This is a genomic window from Bacillus cereus group sp. BfR-BA-01349 (genome assembly GCF_022663795.1).
Classification (GTDB): Bacteria; Bacillota; Bacilli; order Bacillales; family Bacillaceae_G; genus Bacillus_A; species Bacillus_A cereus.
The window spans coordinates 12,916-29,801 of record NZ_JAKUGE010000033.1; the positions used below are offsets into that span (position 1 = coordinate 12,916).

Sequence of the window (16,886 nt, forward strand, 5' to 3'; positions counted from 1 at the left end):
GTATTTAATTTATATAAGTATATTTGAGAATGTGGATTAAAAAGGAGTTCAATAATGGTCAAAATTATGATTGTAGAAGACGATATGAAAATTGCAGAACTATTATCAACACATGTCGCGAAATATGGTTATCAAGGAGTTATTGTATCGGACTTTCAAAATGTATTAGACATTTTTTTAGATGAACAACCAGAGTTAGTTTTATTAGATATTAATTTACCGAGTTTTGATGGGTACTTTTGGTGTCGTCAAATTCGCGGTGTTTCTACATGTCCGATACTATTCATTTCGGCCCGTGAAGGCACGATGGATCAAGTTATGGCGTTAGAAAATGGTGGCGATGATTTTATTCCGAAGCCTTTTCATTATGAAGTTGTAGTGGCGAAAATTCGTAGTCATTTAAGACGTGCATATGGAGATTATGCACCGAAACTAGAAGAGCGAATGATTGAGCAACAAGGCCTTTGTTTATATCCTGAAAGACTTGTATTGAAACTTAGAAACGAAGAGATTGATATAACGAGAAACGAAGCTATTTTATTAGAGACATTAATGAAAAATTATCCGCGTGTTGTGAGTAGGGAAGTGTTGTTAAATAGATTATGGGATAGCGAATCTTATGTTGATGATAATACATTAAGTGTAAATACAACACGTGTGCGTAAAAAGTTACAAACGTTACATATAGAAGGTGCGATTGAAACGATTCGTAGTGTTGGATATAGATTGCATATTACTTGGGATACTGGTATAGAAAAATGATAAGGTTGTTTATACGTGATCATATACCACTTATTTGCTTTACTATAATTCAACTACTAGCTATATTTCTCGTATATTGGTTTGATGGGCATAATCATATTACAACGGCGTTATATGCAATGTTTCTAGGGGCTTTCTTTATGGGAAGTTATTTAGTGTTTCGTTATTTTACACATCGTTCTTTTTATGAGCGCTTAGCAAACCCGATGCAATCTTTGGATGAATCTGTTCAAAAATCTGATTTTGCAGCTGTATCGGCTGCTCTTCAAGAACTACTTGAGGTGCAATATCGACATTATCAAAATCAGCTGCAAATGCAAGAGAGAAAAAATAATGACCATTTAACCTTTATGAATCAGTGGATTCATCAAATGAAAACACCTTTATCTGTAATAGAATTAATTACACAGGATGAAGTAGATTCACGTTTTGAAAGTATAAATGAGGAAACTGATCGATTAAAAAAGGGATTAGAAATGGCTCTGTATGTCGCACGTTTAGAAGCATTTACACAAGATTTTTATGTAGAAAGAGTACAACTACATAAAATAGTGAATGATTCGGTACATGAGCATAAACGGTTCTTTATCCGGAATTTTGTATATCCAGAGCTTGAAATTGATAAGGACATTACTGTAGAAAGTGATGCGAAATGGTTACAATTTTTAATTGGGCAAATACTATCGAATGCGATTAAATATTCATCAGGTAGTAGAGAAAAGATTAAAGTGAAAGCTTGTAAGGAAGGTAATACCGTTATACTTGAAATTGCTGATAATGGCGTAGGTATACCGAAGCAAGATTTACCAAGAGTCTTCAAACCTTTCTTTACAGGAGAAAACGGTAGAGATTTTAAAGAATCAACAGGAATGGGGCTATATCTCGTATATGAAATTACGAAGCAATTAGGACATAGTGTAGAAATCCATTCAGAAGTTGATAAAGGTACGGTAGTACGAGTAATATTTTTTAATGTGTAAAAAGTGATCAAGGCTAAAGAACGTTGGAGATAAGTTTTTTAGCCTTGTTTTGTATTTTTTAAAAAGTTTTCATATGAATAAATGATACAAATTAGTAAAAATTAAAGATATGAGCACATGAAATTGTAAAAATAAACTTGAAGAAAAATAATTGCTTTTGAAGTACAAATAATAATATTTACGCATACAGTATTATCATGGTACAATATGGTTATTAATGACAGAAAGGAATGATGGGTGGACGATGATTAACTAATCTTATTTTTAAATGTTGAAATTCAATAAATTTCAATTTCTAAAAAATAGGATTAGTCTGCCCAATTTCCATAGAACGGTATTGCTATTTATGTTACGTAATAGCTTATTTGGGTGTGAATATTTTAACGACTAATCCTGCCAAATTTATTTGGGAGGATTTTTTTATTCTCCCTTAATGAAAGGGATCGGTATTATGAAAGAACTATTAAAATTAAATGATGTTTATGTTGAAATAAAAGAAAATATGTTGTTAGAGAAAATGAATGTGACAGTAAAACAAGGGGATGTTATCGGATTAATTGGTAAAAACGGTGCTGGTAAATCAACGTTACTTCAATTAATAAATGGAAAGATTGAGCCTTCAAAAGGGATTGTTGAATGGCAGCAAATGAATATGACAACCGCATATGTTGAGCAAGAAATAGAATCTTTTATTAGTAATGATGTAATTGCAAAAGAAGCAGAACTTCTTGCGAAATGGGGCGTGCCAACGAACGATTTTCATACTTTAAGTGGTGGTGAAAAGCTGAAAATTCGATTAGCAAAAGGATTTGCTGAAAATCCTAATGTCTTAATATTAGACGAACCGACAAATCATTTAGATGAGATCAGTACGGGATTTCTCATTAAACAAATAAAAAACATGAAAGGTACAGTTATCGTTGTATCACATGATCGATATTTTTTAGATGTTGTCGCAACAAAAATATGGTCAATTGAGGACAAAAAATTAATTGAGCATAGTGGTAATTATACGAGCTACATGAAAGCACGTGAGCAAAAAAGAAAGTCGCAGCAGCGTGAATATGAAAAGCAGCAAAAAAAGATAGAACAAGTAGAAACACATATAAAAGAATTGAGTTCATGGTCACAAAAGGCACACGCGCAGTCTACAAAACAAGAAGGTGTGAAAGAAGAGTATTCAGTTGAGTTTTCTATTCAAGCGAACAAAAAAGTAGGAAAACGCTTTTTAGAAGTAAAGCAATTAAAAAAAGACTTTCATGGGAAAGTATTATTTGAAAACGTTAATTTTACAATTCAGCACGGTGAGAAAGTTGCGATTGTTGGACCAAACGGTAGTGGGAAAACAACATTACTGAAGATGATTATGGGAATGGAAACTGCTGAAGGAGAAATATGGATTTCACCTTCAGCAAACATCGGCTATTTAACACAAGAAGTTTTTGATTTACCGCTTGATAAAACACCAGAAAATTTATTTTTTAAAGAGACGTTTGAAGAACGAGGAAAAGTCCAAAATTTAATGAAACATTTAGGATTCCAAGCGTCTCAATGGAAAGAGCCGATTGAGCATATGAGTATGGGAGAAAGAGTAAAGTGTAAGCTAATGGCTTATATTTTAGATGAAAAAGATGTACTCATTTTAGACGAACCGACGAATCACTTGGATCTACCTTCACGTGAACAACTTGAAAATACATTAGCTGAGTATAACGGAACATTAGTAATTGTATCTCACGATCGATATTTTCTGGAGAAAACAACTAACACAAAACTCGTGTTTTCAAACAATACGATACAAAAGCAGCTAGAAGAACCTACTAAAACAAGAGATGATATTGAAGAGCTACGTTTAACGTTAGAAACAGAGAGACAAGAAGTATTAGGGAAATTAAGCTTTTTAACTTCTAAAGACAAAGAATATAAAGCACTGGATGAACGGTTTATTGAACTTACGAAGCAGATTAAGGAGCTATAACGTAAGTAAGGGGGATTAACATGGGAGAAGAGAGATTCACTAAGTTATTTAAAATAGATTGTGGAGATATATACTTGCAAGAGTTTACGGTCAAAGATGCAGAGAGTATTTATAAAATAGCAAATCAACCGGAAATAGCAAAATTTTTACCAGACTGGAAATCAACGAAAGAACAAAGGGTGGATTGGATTGCAGATTATGAAATACCAGCAAACAAAGCATTTCTTGATGCAGTGAAAACTACGAATAACATAGATAATTATATGTTAAAGCTAGGAATATTTAAGAAAGCTACAAATGAACTCATTGGATGGTGCTGCACAGGTATGAAAGAAGAACTCCCTTCACCAAACAGAGAGGTAATGTATGCTATCTCAAATGAATATCAAAATCATGGCCATGCTACAAAAGCGACTAAAGGTTTAATTGACTATTTGTTTAAAGAAACAAATTTAAATGTCCTTAACGCAATTGCTTTAATTAACAATGTAGCATCAAATAAAGTTATTGAAAAATGCGGGTTTATTTATAAGAGCCAACAGAGGATAGAAAATCAAATATATAATCATTATATATTGAGAAAATCTGAGTGGATAAAAATATAACGTTTGGTAGTAAAAGACCGATAGCAATCGGTCTTTTCTCATTTATATAATAAAGATTTATTATACATTATATTTCCTACTACTATACAATTATTATAAGATAGTTATGCGTTAATTTTAGTTTGAAATAATTATGTTGTCAGTTTTTTTAGAAATCTCACAAGCGTGTAAGGTAAATGAAAGATGAATCAATATGAGCTGTAAGACAATTCATTTACACTTTATAGTGAGCAGTGGAAATGAAGGGAGAATATACATGGAAATTTTACATGCAAAAAGTATTAGTAAAGTATATAAAGGGAAAGTACCTTATAAAGCATTAGTAGATATTGATTTATCAATTCAAGAAGGTGAATTTGTAGGAATTATGGGTCCATCAGGTAGCGGAAAAACAACGTTATTAAATATGGTATCTACTATTGATTCTCCATCATCGGGAGAAATATTTATTAATGACACAAATCCTTTTCAATTATCATCAGAAGAATTAGCGTTATTCCGCAGAAAACAATTAGGATTTGTTTTTCAATCATTTAATCTTCTTAGCACACTTACTGTAAAAGAAAACATCGTATTGCCGATGACTTTAGATGGTGTTTCCGTGCAAGAAATGAACAAGCGATTGGAAGAGATTGCAGAGAAGTTAAATATTACAGATATATTGAATAAAAGAACGTTTGAAATATCAGGGGGACAAGCTCAAAGGACAGCAATCGCTCGTGCGATTGTTCATAAGCCGCAATTATTACTTGCAGATGAACCAACAGGGAACTTGGACTCTAAATCTTCAAATGATGTAATGGAGATGCTGGATACTCTAAATAAAGAAGAAAAAGCAACGATGATGTTAGTTACACATGATCCGTATGCAGCGAGCTTTTGCAGCCGAGTAATCTTTATTAAAGATGGTCAACTATATAACGAAATTTATTGTGGTGAAAGCAGACAAGCCTTTTATCAAAAGATTATGGATGTCCTTTCTTTGTTAGGAGGGAAAAGGCATGACTTTTCGTCAGTTCGCATTTAATAATATTTTTCGTAATAAGCGTACATATGCTGCCCATTTTTTAAGTAGTGCATTTTCTATTATGATTTTCTTTACGTATGCTCTTTTATTATTTCATCCTGATTTACAAGGTGAGTTGAAATCGACAAGTGCAACAATAAGTGCATTTGGTACATTGGGATTTTCAGTTTCGCAAGGATTGATTTTTGTATTTTCATTTTTCTTCATTTTATATTCAGTTAGTTCGTTTTTAAAAACGCGTAAGAAAGAATTTGGCGTTTTAATGATGCAAGGTATGTCAATGAGACAGCTTAAGAAATTATTATTAATTGAAAATATGTTGATTGGACTTGGTTCAATTTGTATAGGGATTTTCATTGGACTCATATTTTCTAAACTAGTCTTATTGATAAGTGCAAGTGTATTAATGATTAATAATGGTTTACCTTTTTATATACCAGTGCGGGCTGTATTATTAACAGTTATCACATTTCTTTTCTTGTTTTTAATTGTTTCATTATTTACATTTAAAATGATAAAAGTAACGGAACTTGTGGAACTTATTCGAGCAGAGGAAAAGCCAAAACCTGAACCGAAATCTTCAGTTTTATTATCGCTACTTTCTTTAATTAGTATAGGGTATGGATATTTTTCAGTATTTCGCTTCATACCAAGTACCAATTTTATTACGCTTGGAATAGGTGTGCTCCTAGTAATTATAGGAACGTACTTTTTATATACACAGTGTAGCGTGTATATATTGCGCCTTGCTAAAAGGAGAGAATCTTTCTTTTTAAAGAGAACAAATATATTAACATTTTCTGAATTAATTTACCGTATGAAAGATAATGCAACGATGTTTTTTATAGTATCTATTGTTTCAGCAGTTGCATTTACAGCAATTGGTACAACAGACGCAATTGGAAATAGGGATTTGGTAAGGATGACAAATCCGTATACATTTTTGTATGGAAGTTTTGAAAATGACAAAGTATTGAATAAAAATCTTTCTATTATAAAAAAGCACCTTTCTGATGCTAATATTCCGTATCGAATGGCTTCATCTTCATATATATACACAGAAAATGGCGTAAATGTAATGAAGTTAAGTGAATACAACGATCTTGCTAAAGCACTAGGCTATCAACAAGAAACAATTGAAAAAGAAGATGAAATTTTATTAATTCCTGGAGTCGTATCACAAAAACAAGAATTTAAAAATGGCGAGTATAAAAAGAATATAGAAGTCATTCAAGGTGACTGGACAAAGACATTTCATGTGAAAAAAGCTGTAGAAAATTTAGTTTTACCACACGATTCTAGAACTATTTATATCGCTGTTCAAGATCAGGTATATGATGGAATGCCTCTTACTAGTGACCCAGTTAATAAAGAAATTCCATATCGTACTTACGGATTTGTTGTAGATGATTGGATAAAAACGAAAGAGATTTCCAATCAATTAAAGAGTATATTTGATAAAGATCTTAGGGACAGAGATTTCTACTTTGAAGCTTTAACATTAAACTTGTTGGAAGCAAAGCAAAAGAATGGTTTATTACTTATGGTAAGTATTTTAGTCGGAATCGTCTTCTTTACATTTGCTGCTAGTTTTATTTATTTCCGATTATATACAGATTTGGATCGCGATCAGCAGCAATATAAAATGATTTCGAAAATGGGATTAAGTAAAGGTGAGTTAAAAAAAGTTGTAACGAGACAGTTATTATTAATGTTCTTTTTACCAATTGTCGTTGCAGTGATTCATACTGTAGTCGCTTATATAGCATTACAGCAATTAGTCGATTTTTCTATCATAAATAGCTCTATCGTTATTTTAATTTCATTTATATGTATACAAGTTTTATATTTCTTTATAACCCGTTGGCGTTATCTGCAAAAGCTTTATAAGGTTATGGAGCAATAGAATTTATTAGCTTGTAAGACTACAATAAAGTATGTAGAAAAATGAACTGTATGATGAAAGGAAACGAGATGAAAAGAACTTTAACTATTTTTATGTTAACGATACTACTATTAATAAGTTTTAGTGCATGTTCTAAAAAGGAAAATCCATTTCCTGCAAACGGTGTATTAATTATTGGAGATGAAAATAATATTTCACCAATTATTAATCGTTATCAGGAAATTACGGAAGAAAATGAAGTGTTTTCTGTGAAAAAAGGGGAAGTTGGAAATGGAAATGTCTTAATTTTAAATGAATCTACAGCACAAGCATTGATTAAAGAAAAACTTTTTCGAAAACAAGATAATGGCTCCAATTATATTATAGATACGTTACCGAAATTCCCAAAAGAAGGGGCGCTATTATTTACAAGTGAAGACAATAAGACTATGAAAAGTATTAAAATAGGAGAGGAAGAGATTCCTGTTACATACGATAGTGATGCTTGGATAGGTAACAATCGTAAATATTCAACGGAATGGTATATGATTGTAGCAAAAAATAGTGTTTATAAAGAAATAAAGGCAAATGAAAATGCATCTTCTTCATTTGAAAAAATCACTAGGTGACGAAAAACCTAAAATGTCGACAGATAATACATTGGTTAATGAAAATGTCAAAGTAAAAAAGTTAATTAAAGGTTTGGAAGGAGAAGTATCTTTTCACTTTGTAACGATTGGCGAAAAACCTTAAAAAAGAGTTCGAAGTTGATAAAAATTTCATCAGCTTCGAACTCTTTTTAGTTTATAGACAAATCAATTATTATGCTTTACATTACTTCATTTAATCGAGTCTCACTCGTTTCTTCAATCGCATTTGAATTTTGAACTGAATTATTTTGTGCTTCTTTTTCTTTACGAGCCTTTTGTAGCATTTCAAGTATAATCCATAAAGGAACACCTTTATCCTTTAACATCTTCCATAAATCTAATTCATTAAATTTATGTTCAGGCTGTTTCATTTCTTTTTCGGATGAACGAATATCGAACTTGATAGGATCATTTACTTTCTTACTTTCAAGTTTAGTAGAAGAGATAGTATTATGCTCAAGAGTAGATGGAGTTATTTTAGTAGGTTGAGATAATGTATGAATATTTGATCCGATTTGCATGCTTTTTTCCTCCTTTTCAAGCAATGAGATTAGTTTTCTTATGGTTTTTAAATCTTTTTAACATGAGGAAACTATATTTAATTATAAATTCTAATAAACAGATTTACAAGTTGTATTGTAAAAAGTAAATGTTTATTTGAATTAATATTTATCAACATCTGTATATGTTTTCTATATATACAACGTATATAAAATACTTTACATTATGTTTAAGTTATTAAAGTATTCTGTTATTTTTTAAAAAAGAAAAATGTAAACGTTTTATTAGGGGGAGAAAGTATGGGGAAGTTATTTTTAAAAATATGTTTTTTCGCATTAGTGACCGTATGTTCATTCGCAGCGAAAATATCATACGCTGAAGAGAGGCAACAAAATAATTATCCTATCATAACATACCGCAGCTGTTGGACCTGTTTCTAGTAACTGGGATCGTGCATGTGAATTGTATGCACAAATTAGCGGTGGGACAGTAGACTATGGTGCAGTACATGCTGAGAAACATGGACATAATCGTTTTGGCAGAACTTATAGTGGTTTTGCGCCGAATTGGAGTGAAACAAATAAAGTTCATTTAGTTGGACATAGCATGGGTGGACAAACGATTAGAACATTAGTACAGCTATTAAAAGAAGGTAGTTTTGAAGAAAAGAATTATGTAAAAAATCACCCAGACACCAAAATATCACCACTATTTGAAGGCGGAAAATCATATGTTCATAGTGTTACAACATTAGCAACCCCTCACAACGGTACAACACTTGCGGATGGTAGTCTTCTACTGCCGTTCGTTAAAGATTTACTCATTACAGCTGCAAGCTTTGGAGGAAACAATAATTTATCATTATATGATTTTAAATTGGATCAATGGGGTATAAAGAAAAATGCTGGAGAGTCCTTTTTCCAATATAGTAATCGTATTCTAAATAGTTCACTTTGGAAAAATACAAAAGATATAAGTCAATGGGATTTAAGTACAGATGGTGCAAAGGAGTTAAATAATTGGGTAAAGACGCAACCAGATGTGTATTACTTATCCTATAGTGGGCATGCATCACAAGCAGCACCTATAACAGGTTTACATTTGCCTCATATAACGATGAATAAAGTGTTAATGGGAAATGCATTTTTCTTAGGTTCTTATGCGAGATATGAAGAAAACCGTCCGTTAGTTGATACTTCTTGGTGGCAAAATGATGGTGTAGTAAATACAAATTCTATGATTGCACCCTCTTCTAATGTTGCTGTAAATAATAATGAGTCATTACAGATTGGAAAATGGAATCATATCGAAACGAAAGCGAATTGGGATCATCTCGATATGGTAGGATTAAGTGTTTCAGACTCATTAGGTTTTTCTAGCATTCAAGAGTTTTATAGAACAATTGCTGAAAAGCTATCACGTTTACCGAAATAGGTAATAATAAAGCGCTCTCGATGGAATTCGAGAGCGCTTTATATTATATTGAAAGAGGGATTTGGTAGAAAAATATGGGGGGATATTATGAAAATTCAAGTTGTATTATCAGGATACGGAACAGTAGGTAGAGAGTTTATAAAATTATTAAATGAAAAATATTCATATATATATGAAACATATGGGATTCAATTAGTTGTAAGTGGCGTATTAGGGAGAAATATTGCGATACATAATGAAGACGGCTTATCACTTCATCATTTATTGATGTATGGTGGCGGTACCGCTGCAATTGAAAAATATTTAGAGTATCATCCGAAGGAACGTGCAACAACTAGCATAAGTGGTACTGTATTGGTAGAATCAACAGTTACAAATCTTAAAGATGGAAATCCAGGGAAACAATATATGAAACAAGCGATGGAGAAACAGATGGATATAGTAGCAATTTCTAAAGGGGCGCTCGTTACAAACTGGAGAGAAATAAATGAAGCAGCAAGAGGCGCAAATGTACGAATTCGATATAGCGGTGCAACAGCCGCTGCACTACCGACCCTAGATATCGGACAATTTAGTTTAGCGGGTTGCAGTATTGAAAAAATAGAAGGAATATTAAATGGAACAACTAATTATATTCTTACGAAAATGTATGAGGAAGATGTGATATTTGAAGAAGCACTGAAAGAAGCACAAGATAAAGGAATTGCTGAGACAAACCCTATATTAGATATAAGTGGTTCAGATAGTGCGTGTAAATTGTTACTTTTGACAAACAGCTTAATGGGAACAGAGAAAACACTTACTGATATACATATAAAAGGAATCGAGCACGTTACAAAACAGCAAATTAGAAATGCTAAGGAACAACATAAAATTATTAAATTAATAGCATCAACATATAAGGATGAGGGGGGCAATGTCAATTTAAATGTTGAACCGTGCGAAATAGAAAAAAATCATCCGTTAGCAAAAGTAAATGGGACCGAAAAAGGAATTACGTTCTTTACAGATACGATGGGACAAGTTACTACAATTGGTGGGGCTTCTAATCCACGAGGCGCTGCAGCTGCAGCTTTAAAAGATGTAATTAACTTATATCGAAAAGATTTGTAAGACCGTACCGCCCTTTATAAAAAATACATATGTCGTGGACCTTTTGAGAATGAAATAAATATGCAAAAATGATTGCAGGGGGTAAGGAATTGTTTAAGGATTTTAAAGTTGTTAAAGATCGTCCCGTTTATATTCAATTGAAAGATTATTTGAAGAAGATGATTATGAAAGGGCATTTGCTCGGGGATCAAAAAATCCCATCAACAAGGGAACTAAGTGAATTACTAAGTGTGAGTAGAAACACTGTACTCGCTGCTTATGCAGATTTAGAGCAAGAAGGACTCATTTATGCAGTTAAAGGAAAAGGGAACTTTGTTGCGAAGGTGGATATATCTAACACTTCGTCTGTTGAAATAGATTGGAAAAATAAACTTAATACAGTGACCGCATTAGCGGATGAATTAGATTTAATGAAACATGGTGTTCGTTGGGAAAAAGGAATGATTGTTTTTAATAGTATAGCCCCGGATGAGAAGCTATTTGATGTTGAAAATTTCAAAAGAGCTTTTCTTACTCGTATGTCCATTGAAGGAGACATCGTATTGAACTACGGATATGCAAAGGGATATAGACCGTTAATGAATTATTTACTTCATTACATGGAAATGAAAGGTGTAGACATTTCGAATAAAGATATTCTAATTACAAATGGATTTACAGAAGGATTGGATATTGTACTCTCTTCTTTATCAAAAAAATCCGGGCGTGTCATTTGTGAGAATCCAACTCACCACGCTGCACTTAAGCTTTTCCGTTTACATGGACTTGAAGTTCATGGGATTGATATGCATGAGGATGGTATTGATACGAATGAAGTTGAAAAAAGTTTGCGTGAAAAAGATTTTGATTTTGCTTATTTAATTCCTTCTTATCATAATCCAACTGGTATTGTTACGAGTTCAGAGAAAAGGACGGAATTGATGAGGTTATTCTCAAAATACAAGGTTCCTATTATAGAGGACGGATTTAATGAAGAATTACGTTATTCAGGTTCACATTTAGCTCCATTATTAACTTTTGCTGGAGCTGGCAATAATGTGATTTATATTAGTAGCTTTTCAAAGGTACTTTTCCCTGGTTTACGTGTAGGCTGGATTATTGCAGATAAAGAGCTGATTCATTATTTAGAAAGCGTAAAAAGAGCAAGAACGATCCACACATCTACGTTAGATCAAGCTGTTCTGTTTCAATATTTACATGAGGGATATTTTGAGAAATATTTAAAAAAGGCAAGATCTGTTTATAAGAAAAAATATGAGTTAGCTGTCGGGGCATGTAACCAGTACATTCATTTCAAAAGAATGACTGGAGATGGTGGACTTCATTTATTTATAGAACTAGAAGAGCATATGAATGCCCGCACACTTTTACAAAAGTGTTATGAGAAAGGCGTTACGTTTTCACCTGGAGATGTTTTTTACTCTGATGGAGAAGGAGCGAACACTTTCCGATTAGGGTTTTCGCGCTTGAAAGAAGAAGAAATAGTTCGGGGAATTAAAATAATTGGTGATACAATAAAAAATGAAATTTGGAGTTGAGAAAATGAAAATCGGTGTTATTATGGGCGGGGTATCGTCTGAAAAACAAGTTTCAATTATGACGGGGAATGAAATGATTGCTCATTTAGATAAAAATAAGTATGAAATAGTTCCAATTACATTAAATGAAAAAGTGGATTTAATTGAAAAAGCGAAAGACATTGACTTTGCGTTGCTCGCGTTACACGGAAAATACGGAGAAGATGGGACAGTTCAAGGAACACTGGAGAGTTTAGGAATTCCTTATAGCGGAAGTAATATGTTATCTAGCAGTATATGTATGGATAAAAATATTTCGAAAAAGATTTTACGTTATGAAGGTGTAGAAACACCAGATTGGATTGAACTTACAAAAATGGAGGATCTAAATCTTGATGAGTTAGATAAGTTAGGATTTCCATTAGTAGTAAAACCAAACTCTGGCGGATCGAGTGTCGGAGTGAAAATCGTTTATAATAAAAATGAATTGATCTCAATGCTAGAAACTGTATTCGAATGGGATTCTGAAGTAGTAATTGAGAAGTATATAAAAGGTGATGAAATTACATGTTCAATTCTGGATGGAAAACAGTTACCTATAGTTTCAATTCGACATGCAGCCGAGTTCTTTGACTACAATGCAAAATATGATGATACTAGTACAGTTGAGGAAGTTATCGAACTTCCAGCAGAAATTAATGAACGTGTAAATAAAGCGTCACTTGCTTGTTATAAAGCATTAAAATGTAGTGTTTATGCAAGAGTTGATATGATGGTGAAGGACGGAATTCCATATGTAATGGAAATTAATACATTACCAGGGATGACACAATCAAGTTTATTGCCAAAAAGTGCAGAAACAGCGGGAATTAGTTATAGCAAACTATTAGATATGATTATTGAAACATCATTAAAAGTTAGAAAAGAAGAAGGGTTTTAAGGGAATTATATAACTAATTTTTTGACAGTTTCACGAAGTATGCTATGATGAATACATTATAAAAACAAAATATTTATCTACTAGGGGGGCCTTTTATAGGCTGAGATCAAATGTGATTTTGAGACTCTTAGTACCTGATCTGGTTAATGCCAGCGTAGGGAAGTGGGAAAGACGTTGCTATTTAATGAGTAAATAAATACTGTCAATTTCACTTTCTTTACGCCTGTAAAGAAAGTTTTTTTATTTTACAGCTTTAATAATTGTGGATAAATAGTTATATTTTATATATTATTGGAGGGATTTAAATGACTTTTTCACAATCATTACGTAAAGAAGTAGATTCAATTTGGGAAGCGAGTTTTAACCATCCTTTTGTAAAAAAACTTGGCGAAGGAACGTTAGATTTAGCTAGTTTTCGTTATTATGTGCTTCAAGATTCATATTATTTGAGCCATTTTGCTAGAGTACAAACTTTAGGAGCTGCAAAAGCTCTTGAATTAGAGACGACAGCTCGTATGGCACATCATGCTCAAAATACATATGAAGCAGAGTTATCTTTACATGAGAATTTTGCTAAAAAGCTAGGGATAACAAAAGAAGAAAAAGATAATTTTATTCCTGCGCCAACTGCATATGCGTATACTTCACATATGTATCGTGCTGCGTATGAAGGGCATTTAGGAGATATTATTGCAGCAATTTCACCTTGCTATTGGTTGTATTATGAAATTGGTGAACGCTTAAAAGAGTGCCAGCCGGAAGAGGCAATTTATAACGAATGGATTTCTGCTTATGGATCTGATTGGTTCCGTACGCTAGTTGAAGAACAAATTACACGGTTAGATACTATTGCTGAAAAAGTAACAGAGGCAGACCGCAAGCGTATGAAACAGCATTTTATTATTAGCAGTCAATATGAATATTCATTTTGGGAAATGGCTTATACATTAGAAAAGTGGCCAGTGGATACAGACGTAAAAGACGTAATTGGATAAAGAATAGAAGTAATGTTATAGATAGGTGTGGATCATACCTATCTATATATTTTTTCTTGTCAAATTTGTGTAAAGTCATTAGTGCTACGGATATGGCGAAATAGAATATCGATAAGTTAGCTAATTTAATTGTCTACGAATTAACTGGATAAATTTCTGCCACATTTATTTTACATTCAAAAAACGTAAAGATTGGTGGTATGAAGTTAAATAAGAAAAGAAACCGGCTCTGTTAATTGTAATGGATTTGCTTTTTCTTTACGGGAATTGCTAAATCATCATGGAATGCTGTTCATACAATATGCAAATATGCATATTGTATCTTTTTGAGTTCTTTATGTGTTAAAATTAGATATATAGATATAGGAATATAAAGAACCAAAAGCAGGAATATCCAATGAATTTTGAGAGGTGTTATATGTTTACAAATAAGAAATTAATTCGATTTGGTTTATCGTTATTTGTATTTTTAGGGATAATTAATTTTACAATCAGCTATTTCCAAACATATCTTGAAACAGCAGCAGATATTAAATGGGTAATTCCAGAAATTTGGAAAACTATTTTGCTAGATGTTCCTCAAGGGATACTTGTTCTTTTAGGCGCAATTGCTTTATATGATTTCACAAAAGAGGCATCAAAAAAAGACGCATCAATCTAAATGTGTCTTTTTTCAATTAGCAATTTCATATAGAGATTTGCTGGAGAAATAGAATGAAAAGCCCTAATTAGGGCTTTTTTTGTTGGAATTTCTTAACCTCATAGAAACTAGTCACTTGGAGGTGTTATAGCGAAAGCCATTTACAGTACAGAAAAATCTAAGCAGCAGACGGAAATATATAGGATATGGATCATAATTATTGAGAAATTAATTGAACTTAGTAAGTATGAAGATATGACGCTAGAATTCATATTTTTTAATTTTTATTTATCTCGCTATTTGCCGGGCAGTAAGCCCCCCACCTCAAAATTCAGCGGAAGCAAAGAAGTTAGGTAGGGGATGAACAAAACCCCACTGATTAAATTTTCACTTTATAAAAATGAGCCCATAGTAAAAATAGGTATATGAACAAGGTGCATCATCTAGTGATAAGTCATACTTTGTTGGTGTACGTATTGAACTTAGTTTATAGCGCTATTTCTACTTAGATGTAACGAACAGGAATATAGGGAAGTATTGATGAGGTTGTATTTTATAAACGGAGGTTATGAAAATGAATCAGTTTCAACAAGAACTACAAGCGTTAAGCCTTAATGATTACCGGTCTGGAAATATTGTCTATTGGGACCAGCAAAACCAATATCCGTATTACTATATTGAAGATGCTGCTCGTCGCTGTGGCGGTTGTGGTCGTTGTGGCGGCTTCCGTTGTGGTGGCTTCCGTTGTATTGGTTGCTTCGGTTGTTTTGGTTGTGGAGGTTGCGGAGGTTGTGGCGGCTGTGGTGGTTGCTCTAACTGTTTTGATGGTTTTACTGATACTACCGGTACTATTGTAACGTATGAATATTGATAACATCTATCTTGCTAGTTGCGGGTAGTAACATCCCCAAAAAAATTCAGTGAGAGCAAAGAGAAGTTAGGTGGCGGACTGCCCATAAAATCCCGATTGGTGAGAGCTGATTAAATTTTCACTTTATCAATTAAAAAACATTAGTTATATATGTACGTGCCGACAAAGAATATAGCCATTATTCATGGATATATTCAATCATTCAAGTAAAAGAGTAACAATAAGATATATAGATGTAATCAAGATGTGATGGATAAAGCAATGACTAGATTTAAAATCTAATCATTGTTTTTTTCTTATGGTTTTATCATTAAATATCTGTCTAGTTTGGGCATTGCTTCCTTCTAGCTAATGATTTTATTACAACCGTGTAAGGTTAATGTAATGTTAATCGATAGTAAAATAAGTTGCTTGAGTGTATTTTAAATAAGATTAAAAAGTACTGTTTATCTATAAAATAATTGGGTAAATAATATGTAATTAGGAAGTGTATGAATATGGTTGAACTAAAATCTATTTTCCATTCGTATAAACTAAAGAGAAAAATAGCTAAAGATTTATACGGAAAAAGAGATGAATTATCACTGTTATTAAATGAATTTAATAATATGAAATGTACAGTAACATCTGAAAAGAAGAAAAACAATATGTTATCTCGTTTGCAACTAATTTATGAAAATATGAAATTAGATAAGCAGTATCCTCTATCAGTTTCTTTTGATAGTAAATTATTGGAGCGATTAGAAAAAGAATCTCTACATACTATTGAGGATGGTGTAACATGTCTACATTTAATGTTAGATATGAATTATGAAAAAATAAAACAATATGGGTCGGGTACAAGTAGGTCATTCGTTCCATTATCGCAGTCTTCTATTTGTCTCGCTGATTGTATTTGTTTAACAGGATTTGTAGTAGGTTTACTAGGAGCAATTTCATTTGGAGCATTACTGTTATCTATATGTTCAGTCACATAACGCTTAATATT

General features: G+C 32.4%; 14 protein-coding genes, 2 pseudogenes and 1 riboswitch. Of the genes and pseudogenes, 15 read left to right on the top strand and 1 reads right to left on the bottom strand.

Annotation, left to right across the window (positions count from 1 at the left end; translation table 11 throughout):
- The first annotated feature begins 54 nt into the window (after positions 1-54).
- The 7 genes and pseudogenes from MR169_RS18205 to MR169_RS18235 all read left to right on the top strand — a co-directional run bounded on the left by MR169_RS18205 (position 55) and on the right by MR169_RS18235 (position 7,990).
- A complete protein-coding gene (locus MR169_RS18205) occupies positions 55-762 on the top strand; it encodes a winged helix-turn-helix domain-containing protein (RefSeq protein WP_242319793.1) in 708 nt (235 codons plus the stop codon).
- Positions 759-1,742, top strand: a complete 984-nt coding sequence (locus tag MR169_RS18210) for a sensor histidine kinase (RefSeq protein WP_002103134.1) — start codon at positions 759-761, stop codon at positions 1,740-1,742. Before MR169_RS18205 ends, MR169_RS18210 begins: the two co-directional genes overlap by 4 nt.
- A gap of 451 nt (positions 1,743-2,193) precedes the next feature.
- Positions 2,194-3,720: an ABC-F family ATP-binding cassette domain-containing protein gene (locus tag MR169_RS18215; protein ID WP_242319794.1), complete on the top strand. Its 1,527-nt coding sequence runs from the start codon at positions 2,194-2,196 to the stop codon at positions 3,718-3,720.
- 20 nt (positions 3,721-3,740) lie between these two features.
- Positions 3,741-4,325: a GNAT family N-acetyltransferase gene (locus MR169_RS18220; protein ID WP_000503530.1), complete on the top strand. Its 585-nt coding sequence runs from the start codon at positions 3,741-3,743 to the stop codon at positions 4,323-4,325.
- 256 nt (positions 4,326-4,581) lie between these two features.
- The gene (locus tag MR169_RS18225) at positions 4,582-5,352 is read left to right on the top strand and encodes an ABC transporter ATP-binding protein (RefSeq protein ID WP_000404273.1); all 771 of its coding nucleotides are present in this window, start codon (positions 4,582-4,584) and stop codon (positions 5,350-5,352) included.
- A complete protein-coding gene (locus MR169_RS18230) occupies positions 5,327-7,258 on the top strand; it encodes an ABC transporter permease (protein WP_242319795.1) in 1,932 nt (643 codons plus the stop codon). Before MR169_RS18225 ends, MR169_RS18230 begins: the two co-directional genes overlap by 26 nt.
- A gap of 68 nt (positions 7,259-7,326) precedes the next feature.
- Positions 7,327-7,990: pseudogene (locus MR169_RS18235) on the top strand (lipoprotein BA_5634 family protein).
- Between the two features lie 76 nt (positions 7,991-8,066).
- On the opposite strand, the gene MR169_RS18240 reads toward MR169_RS18235, so the two are convergent.
- Positions 8,067-8,408: a DUF3914 domain-containing protein gene (locus MR169_RS18240; protein WP_001165518.1), complete on the bottom strand. Its 342-nt coding sequence runs from the start codon at positions 8,406-8,408 to the stop codon at positions 8,067-8,069.
- A gap of 279 nt (positions 8,409-8,687) precedes the next feature.
- On the opposite strand from MR169_RS18240, the pseudogene MR169_RS18245 reads away from it, so the two are divergent.
- The 8 genes and pseudogenes from MR169_RS18245 (at position 8,688) to MR169_RS18280 (ending at position 16,875) form a co-directional block, all read left to right on the top strand.
- A pseudogene (locus MR169_RS18245) lies at positions 8,688-9,822 on the top strand (esterase/lipase family protein).
- An 87-nt stretch (positions 9,823-9,909) separates the two neighbouring features.
- Entirely contained in the window at positions 9,910-10,935 is a 1,026-nt protein-coding gene (locus MR169_RS18250) for a homoserine dehydrogenase (RefSeq protein ID WP_000701767.1), read from the top strand.
- Between the two features lie 89 nt (positions 10,936-11,024).
- Positions 11,025-12,473: a MocR-like pyridoxine biosynthesis transcription factor PdxR gene (pdxR, locus tag MR169_RS18255; RefSeq protein WP_000471609.1), complete on the top strand. Its 1,449-nt coding sequence runs from the start codon at positions 11,025-11,027 to the stop codon at positions 12,471-12,473.
- A gap of 4 nt (positions 12,474-12,477) precedes the next feature.
- Positions 12,478-13,392 carry a D-alanine--D-alanine ligase gene (locus MR169_RS18260; RefSeq protein ID WP_242319805.1) on the top strand — a complete coding sequence of 305 codons (915 nt, stop codon included), beginning with the start codon at positions 12,478-12,480 and terminating at the stop codon, positions 13,390-13,392.
- Between the two features lie 72 nt (positions 13,393-13,464).
- A riboswitch (TPP riboswitch) is annotated at positions 13,465-13,570 on the top strand.
- A 127-nt stretch (positions 13,571-13,697) separates the two neighbouring features.
- On the top strand, positions 13,698-14,387 hold the full coding sequence (gene tenA / locus MR169_RS18265; RefSeq protein ID WP_242319796.1) for a thiaminase II: 690 nt from the start codon (positions 13,698-13,700) through the stop codon (positions 14,385-14,387).
- 397 nt (positions 14,388-14,784) lie between these two features.
- Positions 14,785-15,048, top strand: coding sequence for a DUF3937 family protein (locus tag MR169_RS18270; protein WP_002101034.1), 264 nt, complete (start codon positions 14,785-14,787; stop codon positions 15,046-15,048).
- A gap of 553 nt (positions 15,049-15,601) precedes the next feature.
- A complete protein-coding gene (locus MR169_RS18275; protein ID WP_001071370.1) occupies positions 15,602-15,898 on the top strand; it encodes a heterocycloanthracin/sonorensin family bacteriocin in 297 nt (98 codons plus the stop codon).
- Positions 15,899-16,389: 491 nt separating this feature from the next.
- On the top strand, positions 16,390-16,875 hold the full coding sequence (locus tag MR169_RS18280) for a hypothetical protein (RefSeq protein ID WP_001999865.1): 486 nt from the start codon (positions 16,390-16,392) through the stop codon (positions 16,873-16,875).
- Positions 16,876-16,886: the final 11 nt, after the last annotated feature.